The sequence below is a fragment of the Parafrankia sp. FMc2 genome (genome assembly GCF_041008525.1).
GTDB lineage: Bacteria > Actinomycetota > Actinomycetes > Frankiales > Frankiaceae > Parafrankia.
The window spans coordinates 42,604-64,749 of the sequence record NZ_JBFLUG010000031.1; the positions used below are offsets into that span (position 1 = coordinate 42,604).

At 71.9% G+C, this 22,146-nt stretch carries 18 protein-coding genes; 14 read left to right on the plus strand and 4 right to left on the minus strand.

Annotated elements, in window-relative coordinates; all coding sequences use genetic code 11:
• Positions 1–364: 364 nt before the first annotated feature.
• Positions 365–3,343, plus strand: a complete 2,979-nt coding sequence (secA, locus tag AB1460_RS13590) for a preprotein translocase subunit SecA (protein WP_368961525.1) — start codon at positions 365–367, stop codon at positions 3,341–3,343.
• 98 nt (positions 3,344–3,441) lie between these two features.
• On the opposite strand, the gene AB1460_RS13595 is transcribed toward secA, so the two are convergent.
• Positions 3,442–4,176 (minus strand): Rv3235 family protein, encoded by a 735-nt coding sequence (locus AB1460_RS13595; protein WP_368961526.1) that lies wholly within the window; start codon positions 4,174–4,176, stop codon positions 3,442–3,444.
• A 147-nt stretch (positions 4,177–4,323) separates the two neighbouring features.
• Entirely contained in the window at positions 4,324–5,604 is a 1,281-nt protein-coding gene (locus AB1460_RS13600; RefSeq protein ID WP_368961528.1) for a LysM peptidoglycan-binding domain-containing protein, read from the minus strand.
• 262 nt (positions 5,605–5,866) lie between these two features.
• Between AB1460_RS13600 and AB1460_RS13605 the strand changes: the two genes are divergently transcribed.
• On the plus strand, positions 5,867–6,436 hold the full coding sequence (locus tag AB1460_RS13605; protein WP_368961529.1) for a hypothetical protein: 570 nt from the start codon (positions 5,867–5,869) through the stop codon (positions 6,434–6,436).
• Between the two features lie 22 nt (positions 6,437–6,458).
• On the opposite strand, the gene AB1460_RS13610 is transcribed toward AB1460_RS13605, so the two are convergent.
• Positions 6,459–6,695, minus strand: a complete 237-nt coding sequence (locus tag AB1460_RS13610; protein WP_018635340.1) for a helix-turn-helix domain-containing protein — start codon at positions 6,693–6,695, stop codon at positions 6,459–6,461.
• A 450-nt stretch (positions 6,696–7,145) separates the two neighbouring features.
• Here AB1460_RS13610 and AB1460_RS13615 point away from each other — a divergent pair, with 450 nt between their 5' ends.
• From AB1460_RS13615 to AB1460_RS13640, 6 genes are all read left to right on the plus strand, one after another.
• Complete coding sequence (locus AB1460_RS13615; protein WP_368961530.1) at positions 7,146–7,946, plus strand: SAF domain-containing protein; 801 nt, start codon at positions 7,146–7,148, stop codon at positions 7,944–7,946.
• Positions 7,943–9,277 carry an AAA family ATPase gene (locus tag AB1460_RS13620; RefSeq protein WP_368961531.1) on the plus strand — a complete coding sequence of 445 codons (1,335 nt, stop codon included), beginning with the start codon at positions 7,943–7,945 and terminating at the stop codon, positions 9,275–9,277. The genes AB1460_RS13615 and AB1460_RS13620 overlap by 4 nt, the downstream gene beginning before the upstream one ends.
• A gap of 592 nt (positions 9,278–9,869) precedes the next feature.
• Complete coding sequence (locus tag AB1460_RS13625) at positions 9,870–10,367, plus strand: transcriptional regulator (protein WP_018635337.1); 498 nt, start codon at positions 9,870–9,872, stop codon at positions 10,365–10,367.
• A 221-nt stretch (positions 10,368–10,588) separates the two neighbouring features.
• The gene (locus AB1460_RS13630; RefSeq protein WP_368961533.1) at positions 10,589–12,007 is read left to right on the plus strand and encodes a patatin-like phospholipase family protein; all 1,419 of its coding nucleotides are present in this window, start codon (positions 10,589–10,591) and stop codon (positions 12,005–12,007) included.
• 24 nt (positions 12,008–12,031) lie between these two features.
• Positions 12,032–12,523, plus strand: coding sequence for a DUF6912 family protein (locus AB1460_RS13635; protein WP_018635335.1), 492 nt, complete (start codon positions 12,032–12,034; stop codon positions 12,521–12,523).
• 453 nt (positions 12,524–12,976) lie between these two features.
• The gene (locus tag AB1460_RS13640) at positions 12,977–14,695 is read left to right on the plus strand and encodes a hypothetical protein (RefSeq protein ID WP_368961534.1); all 1,719 of its coding nucleotides are present in this window, start codon (positions 12,977–12,979) and stop codon (positions 14,693–14,695) included.
• 185 nt (positions 14,696–14,880) lie between these two features.
• On the opposite strand, the gene AB1460_RS13645 is transcribed toward AB1460_RS13640, so the two are convergent.
• Positions 14,881–16,680, minus strand: a complete 1,800-nt coding sequence (locus tag AB1460_RS13645) for a PAS domain-containing protein (RefSeq protein WP_368961535.1) — start codon at positions 16,678–16,680, stop codon at positions 14,881–14,883.
• A 649-nt stretch (positions 16,681–17,329) separates the two neighbouring features.
• On the opposite strand from AB1460_RS13645, the gene AB1460_RS13650 reads away from it, so the two are divergent.
• The 6 genes from AB1460_RS13650 (at position 17,330) to AB1460_RS13675 (ending at position 22,127) form a co-directional block, all read left to right on the plus strand.
• The gene (locus AB1460_RS13650; RefSeq protein ID WP_368961536.1) at positions 17,330–18,616 is read left to right on the plus strand and encodes a CpaF family protein; all 1,287 of its coding nucleotides are present in this window, start codon (positions 17,330–17,332) and stop codon (positions 18,614–18,616) included.
• Entirely contained in the window at positions 18,616–19,482 is an 867-nt protein-coding gene (locus tag AB1460_RS13655; protein ID WP_368961537.1) for a type II secretion system F family protein, read from the plus strand. Before AB1460_RS13650 ends, AB1460_RS13655 begins: the two co-directional genes overlap by 1 nt.
• Before the next feature lie 31 nt (positions 19,483–19,513).
• Positions 19,514–20,584 (plus strand): type II secretion system F family protein, encoded by a 1,071-nt coding sequence (locus AB1460_RS13660; RefSeq protein ID WP_368961538.1) that lies wholly within the window; start codon positions 19,514–19,516, stop codon positions 20,582–20,584.
• A gap of 139 nt (positions 20,585–20,723) precedes the next feature.
• On the plus strand, positions 20,724–20,960 hold the full coding sequence (locus AB1460_RS13665; RefSeq protein WP_018635329.1) for a hypothetical protein: 237 nt from the start codon (positions 20,724–20,726) through the stop codon (positions 20,958–20,960).
• Positions 20,961–20,994: 34 nt separating this feature from the next.
• Positions 20,995–21,477, plus strand: a complete 483-nt coding sequence (locus tag AB1460_RS13670) for a TadE family protein (RefSeq protein ID WP_368961539.1) — start codon at positions 20,995–20,997, stop codon at positions 21,475–21,477.
• Between the two features lie 212 nt (positions 21,478–21,689).
• Positions 21,690–22,127, plus strand: a complete 438-nt coding sequence (locus tag AB1460_RS13675) for a hypothetical protein (RefSeq protein WP_368961540.1) — start codon at positions 21,690–21,692, stop codon at positions 22,125–22,127.
• The last annotated feature ends 19 nt before the right edge of the window (positions 22,128–22,146 follow it).

Genomic DNA, 22,146 nt, shown 5'->3' on the forward strand with positions numbered 1-22,146 from the left:
GCCGGAGCCCGCCGGGATCCGGGGGGCGGAGCCGGCCGCGGTTTCCGGACCGGGGGCGGAGCTGTGGCCGGGTGCGGCTTTCAGGCCCGGGGCAGATCCGATGTCGGAACGCATACCGCCCACGATGCCAGCGCTGGCGGGTGGCGGGTGGGGATCGCACGTGTGGCACGCCGGGCACGGGAGGGGTCCCACACTCGTTGGACAGTCGCGGGGAGCGGGAGAATCCGCATCGTCCGGGTGCGGCCAGCCGCTCCCGGACCCGCCGTGTCGCCGGTGGTTCGAGCTCGGGCCGTGGGCGACGATCGAAGGGCTAGCATCGTGGTGTCGGTGAGTTCGCCGACATGCCTGCCGGAGGAGTTCCGCCGTGGTTCTAGACAAGATCTTGCGCGCCGGTGAGGGCCGGATTCTGCGCAAGCTCAAGGCGATCGCCGAGCAGGTGAACCTCATCGAGGACGACTTCACCGGGTTGACCGACGCGGAGCTGCGCGGGATGACCGACGAGTTCCGTCAGCGCCTCGCGAACGAGGACGAGTCCCTCGACGAGCTGCTTCCGGAGGCGTTCGCGGTGGTCCGCGAGGCGGCTCGGCGCACGCTCGGCCAGCGCCATTTCGACGTCCAGATCATGGGCGGTGCGGCGCTGCACCTGGGCAACATCGCCGAGATGAAGACCGGTGAGGGCAAGACCCTGGTCTCCACGCTGCCCGCCTACCTCAACGCCCTGACGGGCAACGGCGTCCACATCATCACGGTGAACGACTACCTGGCTCAGCGCGATGCCGAGAACATGGGCCGTGTCCACCGCTTCCTCGGGCTGACGGTCGGTGTCATACACCCGCAGATGCCGCCGGCGGTACGCCGCCAGCAGTACCAGTGCGACATCACCTACGGCACGAACAACGAGTTCGGCTTCGACTACCTGCGCGACAACATGTCGTGGAGCGCCGAGGAGCTGGTCCAGCGCGGGCACCACTTCGCCGTGGTCGACGAGGTCGACTCGATCCTCATCGACGAGGCCCGCACACCGCTGATCATCAGTGGCCCGGCGGACAACCCGACCCGTTGGTACACGGAGTTCGCCCGCATCGCCCCCCTCCTGGAGAAGGAGGTCGACTACGAGGTCGAGGAGGGCAAGCGGACGGTCGCGATCACCGAGTCCGGCGTGGAGAAGGTCGAGGACCAGCTCGGTATCGAGAACCTCTACGAGTCCGTGAACACCCCGCTCGTCGGCTATCTCAACAACTCGCTGAAGGCCAAGGAGCTCTACAAGCGGGACAAGGACTACATCGTCACCGACGGTGAGGTTCTCATCGTCGACGAGTTCACCGGCCGTGTCCTGCACGGCCGGCGCTACAGCGAGGGCATGCACCAGGCGATCGAGGCCAAGGAAAAGGTCGAGATCAAGCAGGAGAACCAGACCCTGGCGACGATCACCCTCCAGAACTACTTCCGCCTCTACGACAAGCTCTCCGGCATGACCGGTACGGCGATGACCGAGGCCGCCGAGTTCAGCCAGATCTACAAGCTCGGCGTCGTCCCGATCCCGACCAACAAGGCGATGGCCCGCGCGGACCAGCCGGACGTCGTCTACAAGACGGAGATCGCGAAGTTCGACGCGGTCGTGGAGGACATCGCCGAGCGCCACGAGAAGGGCCAGCCGGTCCTCGTCGGTACGACCAGCGTCGAGAAGTCGGAGTACCTGTCCAAGCAGCTCACCAAGCGCGGTGTGCGGCACGAGGTCCTCAACGCCAAGCACCACGAGCGGGAAGCAGTGATCATCGCGGAGGCGGGCCGGCGAGGCGCGGTCACCGTCGCCACGAACATGGCCGGTCGAGGCACCGACATCATGCTGGGCGGCAACCCCGAGTTCACCGCCGACGCGGAGCTGCGGCAGCGGGGCCTGTCGCCGGTGGACACTCCGGAGGACTACGAAGCCGCGTGGTCCGCGGCGCTGGAGAAGGCGCGGGCCTCGGTCGCGGCCGAGCACGAGGAGGTCGTCGCGGCCGGCGGTCTGTACGTGCTCGGCACCGAGCGGCACGAGTCCCGTCGGATCGACAACCAGCTCCGCGGCCGGGCCGGCCGACAGGGAGACGCCGGCGAGTCCCGCTTCTACCTCTCCCTCGGGGACGACCTCATGCGGCTGTTCAACGCCGCGGCCGTCGAGGGCATCATGGACCGCCTCAACATCCCGGACGACGTGCCCATCGAGTCGAAGATCGTGACGCGCGCAATCCGTTCGGCGCAGACGCAGGTCGAGGGCCAGAACTTCGAGATCCGCAAGAACGTCCTCAAGTACGACGAGGTCATGAACAAGCAGCGCACCGTGATCTACGAGGAGCGCCGCAAGGTTCTGGAAGGCGCCGACCTTCACGAGCAGGTGCGCCACTTCGTCGACGACACGATCGAGGGCTATGTCCGGGGTGCCACCGTCGAGGGCTATCCCGAGGAGTGGGATCTCGACACGCTGTGGACCGGCCTCGGCCAGCTCTACCCGATCGGCGTTGACGCACCCGCCACCGACGACCGCGAAGGGCTGACCGCGGACCTGCTGCTGGAGGACCTTCAGGCGGACGCGCAGGAGGCCTACGACCGCCGCGAGCTCGACCTCGGCGACAAGCCGGACGGCGAGGCGGTGATGCGCGAGCTCGAGCGCCGAGTGGTTCTCGCGGTGCTCGACCGCAAGTGGCGTGAGCACCTCTACGAGATGGACTACCTGCAGGAGGGCATCGGCCTGCGGGCCATGGGCCAGCGCGACCCGGTGGTCGAGTACCAGCGCGAGGGCTTCGACATGTTCCAGACGATGATGGAGGGGATCAAGGAGGAATCCGTCCGTCTCCTCTTCAACGTCGAGGTCCAGGTGGCCGGCCGGGACACGGACACCGGCGCAGCGGCCGCGGTCGCGGCACCGGCCGCGCCCGAGGCCCCGGTGGTGCCGGCAGTCCCGGCGGTCAGTCAGCCGGTGACCCCGCTGCCGGCGGCGCCCCCGGGCAGCGGCAGAACGGCACCGCCGGCAGCACCGGCCGGAGTGCCGGCCGGCCAGGCGCCACCGCCGGTCTTCGTCAAGGGTCTCGAACCGCGCCGTCCCACCGGTGGGCTTCAGTACACGGCTCCCTCTGTCGACGGGGAGGCCGGGCCTGTCACCACCACGGTTGACAACGGAACGGTGCGGCCGGGCGGAGCGGGCGGCGGGCGTGGCCCGGCGAGCGCCGGAGCCGGTGCCCGTGGCGGAGAGGCCGGCGCGGGGCGGACGGCGCGAAACGCTCCCTGCCCCTGCGGATCGGGCCGGAAGTTCAAGCGTTGCCACGGCGACCCTTCCCGTCGCAACGACGGCGACATCGGAGCCTGACCCGGAGCGGGCCCCGTCCCGGCCAGCCGGGCGGGGCCCGAACCCGGCGGGGCCCGAGCAGGCGTGCGAAACAGGTCAGCCCGACCGTGGGAAACCCGTCAGCCGAGTTGCAGGGTGGTTACCTGCCAGCGGTCGGCAGCGAGTTCCATCCGCAGCGCCATCGCCCGCATCCGGGGCCCGCGGCTGACAACCGCGCTGACCTCCGCGATTCCCGGCAGCGGCTCGCTGACCCGGACGCTGCGCACCTGGCTGGGCTGGCGGTTCGTCAGCACCGACGCGGTCCGCTGAAGGTCATGCTGTAGCGCCGCCGTGGTCCAGGGTGCGAGGTGCGCCATCGGCCGGGCACCGGCGAGCACCTCGACGACCAGTCGCACAACGACCGCAGCCGTCCGCCGCGGATCCGGGGGCTTCCGCGGCTGCGCCGGCGGGCCGGCTTCGGCCGCACCCCCGGCCTCCTGACGGCCTGACCGCGCCGCGGATGATCCGAGGCGGTCCGGCCCGGACAGCAGGCGGCGCGACGTGCCCGCTCCGCGGTGCCGGAGCAGCGGGATCGACGGCTGCTCCGGGGGGCGGGCCAGCACCGCGCCCCGCTCGGCGAGCCGGCGCGTGCCGCTGGTCACCTCGCGAGGCGCGGTCGGTGTCGTGGCGCGTCCCGGACGTCCGGGCAGGGAACGCCCGGGCGGGTGAGGGCGGACGGCAGGGTCGGCCCTGCCGTCCGGGGCGAGCTCATCGTCGTAGGGCGGATCGGTCGGCCGCACGGGCAGCAGCCCGGGAGCGGCGGCCACGTGCGGGGATCGGCGACGGGGCAGGGTCAGGGCGGTCGTCGCGGTCACGGCGGGCCTTTCACGGGTGGTCGGCGCGGTCGGAGGTGCTGTGTTCCGAGTGCGTTCGGGAGGTGGCGCGGTCGAGGGTGAGGTCCGGCGGGCGGGCAGACCCGGTGGCGGAGGCGACGCGGCGCCTGGTTCCCATCACCGGCGAGCTCAGCGGGCCGGCGGCGGGACGAGGCGCTGACCGGGCAGGATGACGTCCGGATCAGGCCCGATCACGTCCGCGTTCGCGGACCACCACCGTGGCCACTCGGCGGCGATCTGGTCGGATGTCGCGCTCGGGCCCAGATGGCGGGCCGCGATGGACCAGAGGCTGTCTCCACGTAGCACGACCACCTCCTCGGACGGCCCTCCCGGGCTGGACCGCGGGGCCGGGGCGGGCGCGCCGGGCACCGTCCCCGGAGTGCCCGTCCCCAGTGGGGCCGCCGGCACCATCGGATCGCCGGCGCCTGCCTGGCCGGTGGCGCCTGCCCGGCCCGGGCCGTCGGCGCGCCCACCCGTTTCGGGCTGACTGCCCGTACCAGCCTGGCCGGCTGCGCCGGCCTGGCCCGTGGCAGCAGGCCCGGTGCCGGTGCCGGCGCCTGGGGATGGTGACGGGGTCTGGTCGGGGTGGCCGAGGAACGGCCAGCCCTGTTCCGACGCGCGCACGGGCGCGGGCCGGCCGCCGGGGTCAGGGGCGGCCGTGGCGGAGGGTGGGTGTGCCGCACCCGAGGGTGTGTCGGCCGCGCTGACCGGGGTCAGGGGCACGATCAGAACGTCGTCCGGGAGGACGTCGCCGAGCACGGCGCTCAGTTCCTCCGCGCTGGTTGGTGCCGGCCGGCCCGTGCCGCCGCCCGCAGGCGGCGAGACCGTGCTCGGCGGCGAGGCGGTCGGCGTGCCCGGGCGTCCACTGGTGTCGCCATGGCCGAGGAAGGGCCAACCCTGCTCGGACGCCCGCGGCGAGCCCGCGCCGGTGACTGGCGGATCGGTCCAGGATGCGCCGGGTGCGGCCGACATCGGGGCCGCGCCGGCGGCGGTCGCCTGGGTCGTGCCCGTGCCCGTGGCCGCGGCCGCCGGGCTTGCGGTGAGGAGCGGGCTGACACTGGCGGCGACGAGCGTGACGCCGAGACCGACCTCGACGATGCGCCGGACAGCCCTGGGAAGCACGCGGTTGGCCAGCGCCGCGAAGAGCCGGCCGGCCGCGCCCGGCAGCGCGGCGAGCGACCCGAGGATCACTCCGGCGCACAGCCACAGCAGGCAGACCCAGGCGATCAGCCCGAGGCAGTTGGCGAGGGCCAGCTCGGGTGCGTCACGGAACCACGGCCCGATCGCGCCGAGCTCCGCGGGGAAGTCGGCCAGTCTCGGCCCGAACAGGACCAGTACGGCGGCGATGCCGAGTGCGGCGAGGCCGCCGCCCACCCGCGCGGCGGTGTCCCGTGTTGCCCCTGAGATCATGCTCCGTACCCGTCCGTCCGCTCTGGGTTCGGTGGGTGCCTGCCCCGGACGACCTTCGCTGCTTTGGTCGTGAGTAGGCCGAGGTGTCTTCGTTGGCTGGCTTGGCGGCCGTGTTGGCTCGGGGTCAGGGAGCTCATGCACGGACGATGCCGTTTGGTTACGTTTGCTTGTGTAACCCGTCAGAAGGTGGATGTCAATCCGCTCTGCTTCGCTTGTCCAGCCTCGTGCCGGCTGACCTGGAAAGATGGAGGAACGCGCCGAAATGCGGTGGGAGGATCTCTTCTCGGATCTTGAGCTGCAGTGGGAGGCGGCCGAGGCGGCCGAGCTTGAGGCGGAGATTGCCGACCGCAGCCGGCGGGAGGCCGCCTACCTCCGGATGCTCGACCGGATGCGGCCCGCGGTGGGCGCGGAAGTCCGCTGCCTGCTACGTGGAGGGCAGGGCCCGGGCCCGCTCGCCATCACCGGCAGGCTCTCGGCGCTCGGGGTGGACTGGCTGCTGGTCAGTGAGACCGGCTCGACCGAGGTACTGGTACCTCGCGCCTCGTTGCTCGCGGTTCGCGGGTTGACGACCATCTCGGCGCAGCCCGGCCACGAGGGGCGTCTGGCCGCTCGCCTCGACCTGCGGCACGTCGTGCGTGGGCTGGTCCGTGACCGGAGCGTCTGTGCGGTCGCGCTGCTCGGTGGCGCGGTGCTCACCGGGACGCTGCTGCGTGTCGGCGCGGACTTCCTTGAGCTCGCCGAGCACCCGCTGGGGGAGTTCGCGCGCCGCAATGACGTTCGCTCCGGCTGGACGGTGCCCTTCGACGGGCTCGCCTACATCCGGAGAAGCTGAGACCGGGCGAGGCAGGCTCGGGTCAGTCGTCGGGCATGGCCTCGTTGCGGCTCATCGGGTTCGCCGCGACGAAGGCCCGGGTCTGCTCGTAGGCGCGCTGGATGTAGGCCTCGAGCTCGGTCCGCTCGACCCGCCACTGCCCGCGCCCGCCGATCTTGATCGCCGGGAGCTCACCAGAGCGGACGAGCGCGTATGTCTGGCTGGCAGAGATGTTGAGGATCTCCGCGACATCGCTGAGCTGAAGGAAGCGGTCGTTCATCAACGCCCCCTCTCCGGTGATGGTCGGCGCGTCTTCCCTGTGTATCAGAGTTTCCGCGTGACATCGCGTTCGAATGCCTCGGCTTGTGGATAACTGCACGCGATACCGCTTGATGAGCTGCCTCCTGGCAGCTGCTGTCGACCCGAAGAAGCAACGACGGGCGGGTCCGAACCGGTGGCGCCGGGCTTCCCGCCACCCGCTGCGCGGGTCGTCGTCCCAGGTCAGGGGCTTCCTCGGCCACCGCCTGTCCAGCAGGCTTATGCCCCGGACGGCTACGACGCATCGTGAGGGCACCGCCAGGCGTCTTATGTACGGGAAGCAGACCAGGCGGCCATAGTGACCGGTTAGGCCGTTATGGCCGACAGGACCGGTTGGCGGTTGTCGACCACGTACGCTCTGCGACCGTAGGGTTCGAGAGTGCCGAGGCGTCGGCGAGTTGAGGAGGGCCTGGTGACCGAGCTGACCATCGCACCGGCGCGGCCGGAGCCGACCCCACCGGTGCCGCCGTCGCCGCCGGCGCGCCGGCTCGGCCGCCGCCGGTGGCGCGACTCCCGGCTGCTCGTCGGCGTCCTGCTGGTGCTCGTGTCCGTTGTCGCCGGCGCCCGCCTGTTCACAGCGGCGGACCAGACCCGCCAGTGGGTGGTCGCCGCGGCAGACCTCCCGGCGGGGCACCTGATCGTCGAGAGGGACCTGCGCACGGTCAGCGCCCACCTCGACGGCGCCACCTCTGGCCGTTACTACCCCGGTGACCGCCGGGGTGACCTGGTCGGTGCCACCCTGGCCCGTCCGGTCACCGCGGGCGAGCTGGTCAGCGGTGCCGACTTCGCCGGCTCGGGAGCACCGGCGACGAGGCTGGTGCCGGTGATCGTCAAGTCCGGCCGGGTGCCCGCGCTCGCTCCGGGTGATCATGTGGACGTCTTCGTCTACCAGCCGGACGGCGCGCCACCCGCCGACGATGGCGGCGGCACGGGTGCGGAGGGCGCCGCGGGCACCGACGGTCCCGCGGCGGGAGAGCCGGTCACCGGTGGCGCCGGCGTGGAGATCCAGGTGCTGCACGACGTCGAGTTCGTCGCCGAGGACAGGCTGAGCGGTGGCGACCGGTCACTGTCGCTGCGGGTGCCGGTGGACGACGCCATCCGGGCTGTCGCCGCGTCCCAGAGCGAGCGGGTCGACGTCGTGAAGCTGGAGCGGGACGCCCGCGGCGAGGTCGGGTCGTCCGGCCCGTCCGCGGCGCCGGGGTACGGTCGGTGAGCCTGCCGATTCTGACCGCGGTCACGGACTCGGTCATCGAGGCCGGGCTGGTCTCGGCCTTCGACCGGCGTGATCTCGGTGTCACCGTCGTCCGCCGCTGTGTGGACCTGCCGGACCTGCTGGCCGCCGCGACGACCGGGGCGGCGCGGGCGGCGCTGCTCTCCGCAGACCTACGGCGGCTGGACCGGGACGCCCTGACTCGGCTGGCCGCTTCCGGTGTGGCCGTCGTCGGCCTGATCGCGCCAGGTGACGAAGACGCCGACCGTCGGCTGCGTCAGCTCGGGGTGGCCGCGGTGATCCCCGCGGACGCCACCGCCGAAGTCGTCGCCTCCGCCGTCGTCGAGGCGACCCGTGCCCTGGCGGACATGGCCGCCCCGCCCGCACTTCCCCCAGCCTTCAGCGAGCCGCTCACCGGGTTCCGGGGTGCTGCTGCCCTCGCTCCGGCAGGGGCCGAGGCGAACGGCGCGGACGAGCCCGCCGAGCTCGTGGAGGGGCGGCTCATCGCCGTGTGGGGGCCGGTCGGCTCGCCCGGGCGCACCACAATCGCCCTCGGCCTCGCCGCCGAACTCGCCGGACTGGGCCAGTCGACCCTCCTCATCGACGCGGACTCCTACGGCGGCTCCATCGGCCAGCATGTCGGCCTGCTGGAGGAGGCACCGGGCCTCGCCGCCGCGGCCCGCTCGGCCAACCAGGGCCTGCTGGACGTTCCCCGGCTCGCGCTGCTGTGTCGCGATCTCGGTGGCGGGCTGCGAGTGCTGCCCGGGATCTCCCGGCCCTCGCGCTGGCCGGAGCTGCGTCCCGCATCGGTGGAGACAGTCCTCGCGCTGTCGCGCCGGCTGGCCTCCTTCGTGGTCGTCGACTGCGGCTTCTGCCTGGAGACGGACGAGGAGCTGTCGTTCGACACGGCCGCGCCGCGACGCAACGGCGCGACGCTGGCCGTCCTGGGTGCTGCCGACTCCGTGCTCGCGGTGGCGTCCGCGGAGCCGGTCGGCCTGGTGCGGTTCGTCCGGGGTCTGGCGGAGCTGCGTGAGGCGGTGCCCCTCGCCGACCCGTTGATCGTGGTCAACCGGCTGCGCGGGTCGGTGGTCGGAGGGGATCCCCGGCGGGAGGTATCGCGGGCGATGGCCCGTCACACCGGTCGTGAACCGGTCGCGCTGGTCCCGCACGACCTCACCGGCCTGGACGCCGCCGCTGCCTCAGGCCAGCTGCTGCGTGATATCGCCCCGACCTCACCGGCCCGGCTGGCGATACGTGATCTGGCTGACCGTTTCGTCGGGGTCTCCGGCGGGGCGCGTCGTCGGCGCTCGTCCCTGCGTCGCGCCTCCCGCTGACGTCTGACGGGTCCGCCGCGAGACCGCGAACGGCACGCCGGAAGGTTGCTACGGGCCCGTCGTGACGTTGTGACGGGCCGGTGGTGGACGTGCCGACGGGCCGGTGGCGCGCCTGCCAGCGGCCGTGTCGGACCGCTTGAGGCCGAGTCGCTCCGGGCTGCGCATACCTGACAATGTGAATCAATTGGCGTGACATTCGGCTCAGTACGGTCTATTTCGCGTGACCGGCTGACGGTCGGCCTTCCGCATTGCCCTGTCCAGTGGGGCGGTGGCTGGTGGCGACCATGGTTACAGGGAGCGATTCGAGGGCATCGAATCGTCAAGCGGTTACCCGCGAGCAGTGGCGACACCCTGGCTTTGGGTGATAAGGAGGTCCAGGATCGCGTCCCGTGGTGAGTGGTCTGCTGCGGTTCGTGCAAATCATGGTCGGTTAAGTGGTCGACTCGCCGCCATCCGCATCATTCGTCTGTCGGGTACTGAATCGTTGCTTTCGGGGACGTTACGTTAGTGTGTGCGTGGTCCGTCATCACGCAGGTCAGCGGGGTGGCAGAACACGTTGATCGCTCGTTCGAGACGGCTGGGGGTGTGTCGGGTGAGCCGGGAGTACGCGAAGGCCGTGGGTGCCCGCCTGCGGGCAATCCGGATCCAGCAGGGGTTGTCGCTGCAGGGCGTTGAACAGAAGTCGCGTGGTCGGTGGAAGACCGCCGCGGTCGGTTCCTATGAACGTGGCGACCGAATGATCAGCGTCCATCAGCTGTCCGAGCTCGCCGGATTCTACGGCGTTCCCGTCTCGGCGCTGCTGCCAAACGAGGATCAGCTGCCACCGCGGGAACGCAGACCACGAACGGTTCTTAACCTCGAGAAGCTTGCCGAGGCTCCGCCGGACTCGTCCGCACTGGTGCGGAGATGGGTCGCGCAGATTCAGCGGCAGCGGGACGACTACGCGGGGCACGTGCTGTCGATCCGTGACGGCGACGTCCGCGCGCTGGCGTTGCTGCATGACACGACGCCGCAGGAGTTCGCCGAGCGACTCCGTACCTGGGGAGTGCTGGAGACCAGCTTCCCCGAGGAGCACGAGCCGCCGGAGTAAGACGACGCCGTACGCGTGGCCGCCGTGGAACCTGTCGCCGGATGCGCCGCCATCCGGAAGCGCCGCGGCGGAACGGGGCGGCCGACCCGGCACAACCGCCGGGTCGGCCGGGTTGTGACAGCAGAGGCGCGGACGGCCCGTGAGGGAGCGGCGACATCGGTGTCAGCGCACGCCCGGACCCGTGTGTGTGGCCGAAACACACCGCGCCGGGAGGTGACGCAATGCCGAGGAAGCGGGCTTCGCGTAGGGGACTCGTGCTCGGTGCGGGCGGTGTGCTCGGCTCCGCCTGGATGATCGGAGCGCTGCGGGCGATCGAGGCGGAACAGGGCGTGGACGTCCGTGACCACGATGTGGTGGTGGGGACGTCCGCTGGTTCCGTGATCGCGGCGCTGCTCGGTCTCGGGATCGGCGCGGACGTGATGGTGAACTCCGAGCGGGGGGTCTTCGAACCGGGCTATCCCGTGTTGGACTACCGGGACCTGGGGGCTTCGCTGCCGCCGAGGCCGCGGATGCGGATGGGATCACCGCGCCTGCTCACCGCGAGCGCCCTGCATCCGCGCCAGACGACACCGATGGTCGCGCTCGCCGCGCTGCTGCCGCAGGGCCGTGGGCAGATCGCCGCCATCGGCGACCTGGTGATCGCCGCTACCGAGCGGCTGGAACATCCGTTGGACCCGCTGGCGGCCAAGCGCTCGGCGGCAGTCCCGCCAGGCGCCCGGCGCGGACGCCAGCAGGAACCACTCGGGCCGAACGGCTGGCCTCTCCACCCGCAGCTGCACATCGTCGCCATGGACTTCGACACCGGCGGCCGGGTGCTGTTCGGGTCCGAGGGCGCCCCGCCGGCGCCGCTGTCCCACGCGGTGATGGCCTCGTGCGCGATTCCCGGCTGGTACGCACCGATCAGAATCAGCGGTCGGCGGTTCGTCGATGGTGGGACGCGATCGCCCGCGTCGCTGGACCTCCTCGCCGCCTCGAATCTGGACGAGGTGATGGTCCTGGCGCCGGCCTGCTCCTTTGAGAGTGACCGTCCACGCAGCGCCGTCGCCCTCGTCGAGCGGCAGATGCGCCGGGCCGCGACCCGGCGGCTGGCCCGCGAGATCGAGCTCGTCCAGGCCGCCGGAATCAGGGTCACGGTCCTGTGCCCGGGGCCGGAGGACCTCCAGGTCATCGGCGGCAACATGATGGACCTGACCAGGCGGGCCGAGGTGTTCGAGACATCGCTGCGCACCTCGACGGAGGCGCTGCGGGCGCTGCCGGCTCCGACCGCGAGCCCGGTCGCGCGCCCCGCACGGAGCACCACCGGCCCGCGGAGCACCACCGGTTCGCGGAACGCCACGGGAACCGCCACGGGAACACGGGGGGCAACCGGGCCCACGCGGGCGGCCACTGCGTCCACCGCGGGGACGACGACTGGGTCGACGCGGGCCGGCACCGGCCCGACCAGGCGGGCCACGGCTCCGGCGCAGGATGTTGTGCAGGGCGACACGGTGCCCACGCGCGGCCGCGCACCGGCGGCGCGCGGCGCGACCGGCCCGCGGGCGGCAGGAGGAACAACCCCGCGCACCGCCCGGGGAACGTCCCGCGGAGCGGCCGGTGACGGATCTCCGGAGGAGAACGCGGACCTGGGGCTGGTCGGCTGAGCGCGGGTTGCGACACTGTGCCGCATGCGTGTCTACCTTCCCTCGACGCTGACCGCGGCCCGGGCCGTCCTGCGGGACCGGGCCGTGCCGGCCGGCACGGCCTTCGCGGTCACCCCGGCGTTGCGGGAGTGGTACAGCCAGTCGGACACCGAGGAGATGGAGTTCGTGGCGCTGCAGGGCGCTGCCCGGGCCTGCCTGCGGCTGCTCGACGCCGATCCGCAGGCCCCGCCCCGGCGGTTCGTCTTCGCGGCGGACGTGGACGAGCGGATTGTTCGCGTTCGCGATGACCTGGAGCGGGGCGCGGTCGAGATCCTCGAGCCCGTCCCGCTGGGTCTGGTGCGCGCGGTCCACACGGACGACCCGGCTGACACCGAGGCGCAGGACGCGGTGCGCGCCGCGGTCGAGGCCGTGCTCGAGTCCGATCTCGGCAGTGAGGACGCCGCCTTCGTCGTGGACGGCGCGGAGGGCTTCGAGCTCCTCTGGTTCGCCACCCAGGAGCTTCCCGACCTCCTCTGATCCAGGGCGCGGTCGGCGTGGCCTGCGGTGATCCGCGGGCGGTTCACCGGGCGCCGGGCTGGGCGAACCCGCCTGCCCGGGACATGGCGCCAACCAATCGGAGCAACAACTGGTTGTCGCTGATTGCTGACCAGTTGCTTTCGAGGGACCCCGGAGCCGACGAGCGTAGTTCTGCTGCGTCCGTTGTGCGGGATCCGGCCTTGGGCGCCGTGGCGGTCATGTCGTCCCCGTGTTGCTTTTGGTGCCCCGCGGCGGGCGTCAGTCAACGCACCGAATAGTGTTGTTGCTGAACTGGTTGCCCCCCCATGGCTGTTCTTGTGTGGGCATGCGTACAGCTCCGGTCACGGTCGGTCTGCGGCGTGTTCCACGGTTTTGCGGGGTCGGCGTCGGTGTTCCGTCGTGTGTTCCTTGGCCTCGGTCTATCTGTGGCGTGACGTAGGAGGCTGGTGAACGGTGCTCTATCTCGCCGGGCAGATTCTGGTCTTCGTCCTGGTGGCGATGTTGATCGGCGCGGGCCTGGCGTGGCTGTTCCTCGCCGCGCCCCTGCGGCGGCAGGCGCGCGGTGCCGAGCCTGCCGCAGCGGAGACCCTCGACCGTGGTGATGCCGGTGAGGAGATCCTGGCTGGCCAGGGGCGGGGTGTGTCCTCCGGTGGGTCCTTCGTTGTGTCCGAGGCGGACGGCCGCGGAGCTGTGACCCGAGACAACATCGTCCGGTCCGCCAATACGAGAACGACCGGGTCGATCGTGTCCGTGGGCGTCGACGCGCGCGGGGCGGCAGATGTGCTGGCCGGTGACGACGCGTGGCGCCCGGCGGCGTCGAGGGTCTCGCCGGCTGACCTCGCCGAGCTGCTGGCCCGTCTGCGGGATCAGGAACAGCGATGGGCTGTGGAGAAGGCCGAGCTGGCGAGGCGACTCGCCACGGCGGAGCAGCAGGCCGCCGAGTCGGCGCACCGGGTGGCGAGCGCGGAGCAGCAGGTCGTGGTCGCCCAGGCGCGTATCGACGAGATCGAATCGGCCCTGCACGCGGCGCCGGCCGGGACCCCGGCAGCAGGCATCCCGGCCGTCGTCGAGCAGTCGGCGGGCCCGGCTGGCGTCCCCGTGGCTGTCTCTGCAGCGCCGCCGGTCGTGACCGGCACGGGCGAGGACGCGGAGACCGTCGTGGATCTGGCCCGCGAGACGGCGCGGCTGCGCGTGCATCTGGAGGAGGCGGAGACCCGTGCCGCCAAGTTCTCCTCGCGGCTCGCCATGGTCCGCACCGAGGCTGAGGGCGCCCAGCGGCAGGTTGCGACCATGAGCACCCGGCTGGACCGCCATCAGGCGGAATGGGCAGCCGAGCGGATCAGGCTGCTGGCCCGCATCGCCGAGGCCGAGGAAGCCCGCGCGGAGGCACCCGCGGACGATCCCGAGGTCGGTGGCCAGCAGGCGGAGCTGCCCCTGAGCGACGACATCGACGACCTCGTTGAGGAGGAGGCCGTTCTGTTCCCACCGGCTGATGAGATCGTTCGACCGACAGACGAGCACCCTCCAGCAGACGAGCCTGTCCTGCCGGCAGACGAGCGTATGTCGGGTGCGGGTGACCTCGCTGCTTCCGGCGCCAGCGAGGCACCTGAGTCTGGTGAGGCGGTTGAGTCTGGCGAGGCGCGGGAGCCCGGCGAGGAGACGGATGCCGTAGGGCGATCGGAGCGCGGTGGGGTCACGGTGCCCTTCCAGGAGGCGCGCGCCAGCGGTGGCGCCTTCGACGCCGGCCCGTTGCTGTACGCCGTTCACCGCAATGATGATCTTGAATTGGTCGGTGCCGCGTTGGTCGGCGCGGCGGCGTCGGTGGCCATGGCCGAACAGCACCACGTGAGCACCGCACCCGCTGTTGCGGTCGGTGCGGGTGCTGGCAGCCTCGGGCACGCCGCTCAGGGCCTGCCGATGTCGTGGGGCGGCCCGGCCGAACCCCTGCCCTCCTCCGACAACCTGAAGGAGATCGTCGGCGTCGGGCCCGTGGTCGAGGCGCGGCTACGCGTGCTGGGGATCACCAGGTTCCGCCAGCTGGCCGCCATGGGCGACACGGATGTCGACCGGCTCGCGAAGAAGCTCGACGGCTTCGGCGGCCGGATCATCTCCGACGACTGGGTGGGCCAGGCCCGTGACCTGCAGGCCCGCCACCACAGCGGCCTCGCCTGATCCACGGGCCTGATCCCCATGGCCCGGGCGCGGATGCTCCGCGGGGAGGCGTGAACCTGGCCGGCCAACCGGCGAGGCCTGACGGTTCCAGACCTCGCCGCCTCGCCGGCCTCGCCCGCCCGGCGCAGGCAGGCCGCCACCCGTCGGGCTCGGGCCGTGCGGCGGGGCCGGGTGCCGGTCAGGGCCTAGAGGCCCGAGATGAGACCCTCGATCTCAGCCTCGACGATGCGCCGGTCGGTCACGTCGACGTACAGCCACACGTGGCCGTGGTACCCCTCCGGGCCCGCGAGCGGAATGTGACTGCGCTCGAACACCCGGCCGTCGGCGAACATCACCGTCTCACGCCGCAGCGTCCGGCGGCGGCGCAGGAGGGTGTCGAGTCGGTGAGCGAAGCCGGCTGGATCCTCCACCAGCCCGGGCATCGGCCGAATGTGCGCCCGGCAGTCCGTGCCGATGAGGTCGACCGGTGCCTCGGACAGGTCGAACAGGTCGCAGTACGCCTGGTTCACCGCCACGACGCGGGCGTCCACGTCGGCGACGAGCACCGCCGAGGGCAGCTCGGCGAGCAGCGTGGTCAACCAGCGCTCCCGCTCGTGGCACGCATCGGCGAGTCGCCGGATCTCGGTGAACGCGCATCCGCATCCACTGTCGTCGGCACCATGCCCATGCCCATGCCGCGCGTCCGCCGACCCGCGACCCGGCTGGGATGTGAACGGATCCGTCGACCGCGCGCCTGATGCCGAGTTCCGTCCGGTCGACGAGTTCCGCGGCATGAAGGGATGCGGGCCGCTGACGGTGCTGTGCGCTGAGACGGCGGCACGCCACTCCGCCCCGGGAGGAAGTGCGCCGCCGCGGTGAGCGCCCGCGCCGGGCCGGGGGACCGGAGGAAGGTGGCCGTCCTCGCCGGGGCCCGTATGCCGGCCGGCGTCCCGACCGTCCGCCGCGCCGGGTCCGTGTGGTGTTCGTCCGGGAAGCCACGCGCGAGCCTGGCCCCGGGGTGGCCCGGCGAACGGGGCGTCCCGGAACGGCATGTCCCGGAACGGCATGTCGCGGAACGGCATGTCGGTGAAGGGGGTGTCGGCGAACGGCCGCCCCGGGGCATCCGGCCGGCGCGGATCACCAGGATCCACGGCCGGCGGGTCGACCTCGGCGGACGAGGGCCGGCGCGGGGACGGTACCGTCCAGCTCTGGCCCGGATGATCCACATCGTCGCTCGGGGGGAACCACAGGTCATCGGTGACCATGTCGAACCGGTCGAGTTCCTCGCGCAGCAGCTCGATGGTGTTCGGGCAGGTGGTGTCGCGCCCGTCGCCGTCAGCGGGAGCGGTGCCGCCGCTCTCGGATTCCGCGTGGACCATGCCGCCAGCGGTGTCGTCCACCTCGCCGGTGGCATTGCCAGCGGGGGAGCCCGCAGCAGCATCCGCATCCGAACCGCCGGCATCCGAACCAGCGACGGCATCCGAAGCAGCGACGTGAGCGCCGGTCGCGTCGGTACCGGCGGCGGCGAGTCCGGCGTCCTGGTGGATGACGTGGGCCGCCCCGGGTGCGCTGGTGCCGTCGAACGCTCCCACGCCCGCCCGGCCGGCCGGGCCGGGGTCAGAGAGGGCGCTGAGGGTGCCGGCGAACCGCCGGTGCCCGTTCTCGCCGACGACCGCCGCCGCCCGAAGAATCGCTGGCCGGGCGCTGCCGTCAGGCCGGAGCAGGCGAATCTGGATCGTCAGCTCGTCACCCTCGGTCACGAGCTGGCGCCAACGCCTGGTAACGGCGCGGACGTCCTCGGGATGCACCGCCCGTTCCCAGCCGCGCCCCACGGCCTTGTCGCGGGGCACTCCGGTCAGCACGGTCCAGTGCCGGTTCACAAAGACGTGCCGGCCTGAGACGTCTGCGGTGAATATCCCGACCGGGCAGTTCTCGACAACTCGTCGGAAAACATCCCATGCGGTCGCGAACACGTCGGACGGCTCGGGGTCGTGGTGGGCCTTCATCGTTGTCCCCGGGTGAGAGTCGGTCGGCGTGCGCAGAACGCGGCCGCTTTCCACTGCGGTGGTGGAACAGCCGTGCCCGGTGGGCGTTCGGCGGGGCGGGACAATGACTGACCGGGCACGTGAATGACCCCCGAGGCAGGCGTCGGCGGCGGTCGGCGACGTGGGAGGCGGTGTGGGGGAAGACCGCCGGTCGGCGCGGACCGCGCGTTGTCGGTTTCTCTGTCGTGGCGCGACGTTCGGGTTTCTGACCGCCGGCAGATTACCGCTCTCGCGGCCCGATCCCGCTGCACCCGACCGGCGTTTCGATAGGGATCTCGCGGCCCGTCATCAGGCACTGGGAAGGCACTGCCCGAACGGATGGATGGCTCCGCGTAATCAGCGCAAAGGGCGACACTTCTCCCGTCGACGCGCTCGAAGATCTGTCACGCAGAGTGACATCGCTTCCGGGATCTGGTCGAGCTGCCGGCGGTGCGTGGCTGCCCGTGGTCCGACCCGGCGCCGAGAGGTCGCCGAGGTTGTGCGAACGTTGTTGCTTGCGTACCCCCTCGAAAGGGTTGATGGCGAGTGACCCGCTTTCTACGCTTCGTAGCGGTTGTCCGAAGCGTGCGGAGCGGGCCGCGCAGATATGGGCGAGGAGCGGCGATTTTCGGTGGCGGTGGCACGCGGGAACTGGATGGACGCGACCTCTCGGGTGGAAGGAGAGGTCCGTGAGCTGATCCGTCGTCGATCCCTGGACCCGGTGCGGGAACCCGTGCACATTCGTCAGCTCGTGGACGACGTCGTCGCCGACTACGAGGAACGTGCTCTCACCAGTGATCTCCCGCCGGTGGTCGACCGGGATGCGACCGCTCGCACGGTCTATGACGCGGTGGCTGGTTTCGGCCCGCTGCAGCGGCATCTCGACGATCCCTCGGTAGAGGAGATCTGGATCAACGAACCCGGCCGGGTGTTTGTCGCCCGGCACGGCCGCAGCGAGCTGACAACCACGATTCTCACCCATGACCAGGTGCAGGACCTGGTCGAACGCATGCTGAAGTCGTCCGGGCGCCGGGTCGACCTCTCCACCCCGTTTGTTGACGCGATGTTGCCTGACGGTTCCCGGCTGCACGTCGTCATCCCCGACGTCACCCGCGTGCACTGGTCGGTGAACATCCGCAAGTTCGTCCTGTCCGCCGGCAGCATGGACGAGCTCGTCTCACTCGGAACGATCACCCCGCACGCGGCGCATTTCCTGGAGGCCGCGGTCATCTCCGGCCTCAACGTCATCGTCGCCGGCGGTACCCAGGCGGGGAAGACGACGATGCTCAACTGCCTGGGCTCGGCGATCCCCGCCCGCGAGCGGGTGATCAGCGTCGAGGAGGTTTTCGAGCTGCGCCTGCGTGCACCCGACTGGGTGGCCATGCAGACCCGTCAGGCGAACCTGGAGGGCTCCGGGGAGATCCGCCTGCGTCGTCTCATCAAGGAGGCGCTGCGGATGCGCCCGGACCGGATCCTCGTCGGCGAGGTGCGCCAGGAGGAGGCTCTCGACCTCCTGATCGCCCTCAACTCCGGGCTGCCCGGCATGTGCAGCCTGCACGCCAACTCGGCCCGCGAGGCGGTCACCAAGCTGTGTACCCTGCCGCTGCTCGCCGGGGAGAACGTCACGCACTCCTTCGTCGTGCCGACGGTCGCCGCCAGTGTGGACATCGTCGTCCACCTCGCCAAGGAGGCCGACGGCCGGCGGCGGGTCACCGAGATCGTCGCGCTCTCGGGGCGGGCCGAGGGTGACATCGTCGAGGTCGCCCAGATCTTCCAGAGCCGCGGCGCCATGCTGCTGCGCGCCGACGGCTACCCGCCCCACCCCGATCGGTTCCTGCGCGCCGGCTACGACCTGCCCGCCCTGCTCAGCGCACCGTCCCACGAGCGGGCCTACCCGCAGATCGCGGTGGAGCGCTGATGGGGATCCTGCTCGGTCTCATCCTCGGCCTCGGCCTGTTCCTGATCGTGATGAGCGGACGTCCACGCGCACGCGGCGCGGCGGCTCGCGCCGAGGCCGGCTGGGCCCGCGACCTGCGCGAGACGCTGGCCCAGGCGGGCATCCGCGGCGTCAGTCCGCAGCAGTTCGTGCTGATCAGCGTCGCGCTGGGGCTGGTGGTCGGCCTGGTCATCCTGGCCTTCTCCGGCACGTTCTCCCTTGCCGGGGCCTTCGCGGTGTTCGCCTCGTTCATGCCCCGCCAGCTCGTGCTGCGCCGCCGCCGCTCCCGCATGCACGACCTGCGCGAGGTCTGGCCGGACGTCGTCGACAACCTCGCCAGCGCGGTACGCGCCGGCCTGTCGCTGCCGGAGGCGCTCGCCGCGGTCGGTGTGCGCGGCCCGGTGCCGCTGCGCCCCGCGTTCACCCGCTTCGGTGAGGACTACCGCGCCACCGGATCGTTCACCACCTGCCTCGACCGCCTCGCCGACGAGCTGGCCGATCCCGTCGCTGATCGGATCATCGAATCGCTGCGGATGGCCCGCGAGGTCGGCGGCACCGACCTCGGCCGGCTGCTGCGCACCCTGTCGACCTTCCTGCGGGAGGAGGCCCGCACCCGCGCCGAGCTGGAGACCCGCCAGACCTGGACGGTGAACGCCGCCCGGCTCGCCATGGCCGCGCCGTGGATCGTCCTGCTGCTGCTCGCCAGCCGCGGCGAGAACATCCGGGCCTACGACAGCCCGACCGGGGTCGCCGTCCTCGCCGGCGGGGCCGGCGTGTCCGTCCTGGCCTACCTGCTGATGAAACGGATCGGGCGGCTGCCCGAGGAGGAACGGGTGCTCAGGCGATGACACGCACTCCGCCCAGCGAAGGAGCCCGGCCGTGAGTGCGGCGGCGACCGGCGCGCTGCTCGGCCTCATCCTGGGAACCGGCCTGGTCATCGTGATCTACCGGTCGCCCCCCGCGCGCCGGGTGCGGCTCGCCGACCGGATCGACCCCTACCTGCGCGACACACCGTCTCCGTCGCGGCTGCTCACGGAGACCCCGCGCCGACGGGACGGCGACGCCTCGAGCGGTGCCGGACCGGGCGCCAAATCCGCGGCAGGGGCAGGGACTGGGCGCGGCGAGAACGCGGAGCGTTCCCACCGCGCCCACGCCCGGGGGACCGCGGCGGCATCCCGCCTGGGCCTCGGGACGGTCGAGGCGCTCGCCCGCCCGTTCCTCCACGACGCCGCGGCGCGCCTCGACCGCTTCCTCGGCGGGCGGGCGGCGCTCACCCGCCGGCTCGTGCAGGCCGGCAGCCGCACCTCGATCGAGGAGTTCCGGGCGCAGCAGGTGATCTGCGCGGTGACCGGCGCGCTGCTCGGAGCCCTCGTCCTGGCCGCGCGCACCCTGCTCGGAATCGGCCCGCCGGCGCTCGTCGGTGTCGCGCTCGTCGTCGCCGGCACTGCCGGCGGCACCCTGACCAGGGACTGGTGGCTCAGCCGCGCGATCCGCGAGCGCGAGGACCGGATGCTCATGGAGTTCCCCACCGTCGCCGAACTGCTCGCCCTCGCCGTGACCGCCGGTGAGTCGGCGATCGGTGCGTTGGAACGGGTCAGCCGCCTCACCCGCGGCGAGCTCGGCACGGAACTGCGCCTCGCGCTCGCCGACGCCCACGCCGGCGCCACCCTCGTCCAGGCACTCGAAGGCATCGCCACCCGCACCCCGCTGCCGCCACTCACCCGCTTCGTCGACGGCATGGCCGTCGCCATCGAACGCGGCACCCCGCTGGCGGACGTCCTACGTGCCCAGGCCGTGGACGTCCGTGAGGCCGGCAAACGCCAGCTGCTCGAAGCCGGCGGGCGCAAGGAGATCGCGATGATGATCCCGGTCGTCTTCCTCATTCTCCCGACAACGGTGATCTTCGCCTTCTACCCGGCGCTCGTCAGCTTCACGGTGATCGCCCAATGACATCCACAGAGCCTCGGTGACGTCCACCGGGGCCCAGCGAGGTCCGCGGGGACAGCCAGGCCGCTCGTGCGGCACCCGCGCGGAAGACGGTGCGCACGCGGTAAGGCGCCGCGGTACCGGATCGACATCGGGAGGGGACATGAGAAGGTTCAGCGGAAGGCCAGGCCAGGCCGTCTCACAGGCGGCGGCACGATGGTCCGCCTGGCAGGCACGCCGGGTCGCGGCCGGCTCGGACCGTGGCGACGTGCCCGGCTGGGTGATGGTGACGGTGATGACCGCCGCCCTGGTGGTCGCGATTGCCACCCTCGCCACGCCGGCACTGCAGTCACTGTTCACCTCGGCCATCGAGCAGGTGACCGGCATCGGCGGCGACTGACCGGGCCGTGCGCGGACGCATCAGAACTCCTCACATGCACCCGCCGCGCGCGGGCGAACCGGGCGCGGGCGAACCGGGCACGGGCGACGGCGACGACGACGGCGCTCAGGCGGACGCCGGATCTCCCGGCGCGCAGAACGGCGCGGACAACGGTTCGGCGATCGTCGAGTTCGTCCTCGTCGGGACCCTGCTGCTGATCGTCATCCTGGGCGTCATCCAGGTGGGCCTGGTCCTGCACGTGCGCAACACCCTGGCCGCGGACGCCGCCGAGGGCGCTCGGCATGCCGCGAACGCGGACGTGCCCGCCGCCGAAGGCGGCACCTACGCCCAGCAGCTCATCGCCGAGTCGCTGCCCGGACGCTCCGACACCGTCTGCACCGGGCAGGAGGAGGAAGGCCCCGGAGACATCCCGCTGGTCCGGGTGACCTGCACCGTGGTCGTCCCGCTCAGCCTCGTCCCGCTTGGTGACGGCGTGACCCTGACGGTGACCGGCCACGCCGTGAAGGAGATCCCGTGACCCCACGGCTGGGACGTCTCGCCCGATCGGTCAGGGTCCTCCACCAGGTCTCGCTTCTCCCGGCCCTCTCGCCGAGGTCCACGAGGCCCAGGAGGTTCGCCGGATTCAACAGGTTCGCCGGGTCCGGCAGGTTCGCCGGCGCGGGAAGGCCTGCGAGGCGTGCCCCGTCCGGTCGGGGCGCGAGGGCCGGCGACGCGGATCGCGGCTCCGCGATGATCGAGTTCGTGGGACTGTCGCTGGTTCTCCTGATTCCGTTCGTCTACCTCTTCCTTGCCGTTTTCGCTGTGCAACGGGCCGCCTTCGGCGTGACTCAGGCCGCACGCGAAGCCGGCCGCGCCTACGCCACCGCCCCGAGCGAATCCGCCGGCATCGAACGCGCCCGGCTCGCCGCCCAGCTCGCCTTCGCCGACCAGGGCATCCACTCGGCGCCCGAGATCAGGTTCGCCCCGGAGGACGCGGACTGCGGCGCGGGCAGCCCTGGCGACGGCGCTGCCACTCTCGAACCGGGCGCCCGCTTCGTCATCTGCGTCCGAGCCCTCGTCGCCCTGCCCGGCGTCGGCGCGATCGCCGGCAGCCTCGCCGACGTCACCGTGAACGGCCAGTTCACCGTGGTCATCGACGCCTACCGGGCCGACCGGTCAGGCGCCTGACCAGCGGTTGTGCCGTTCT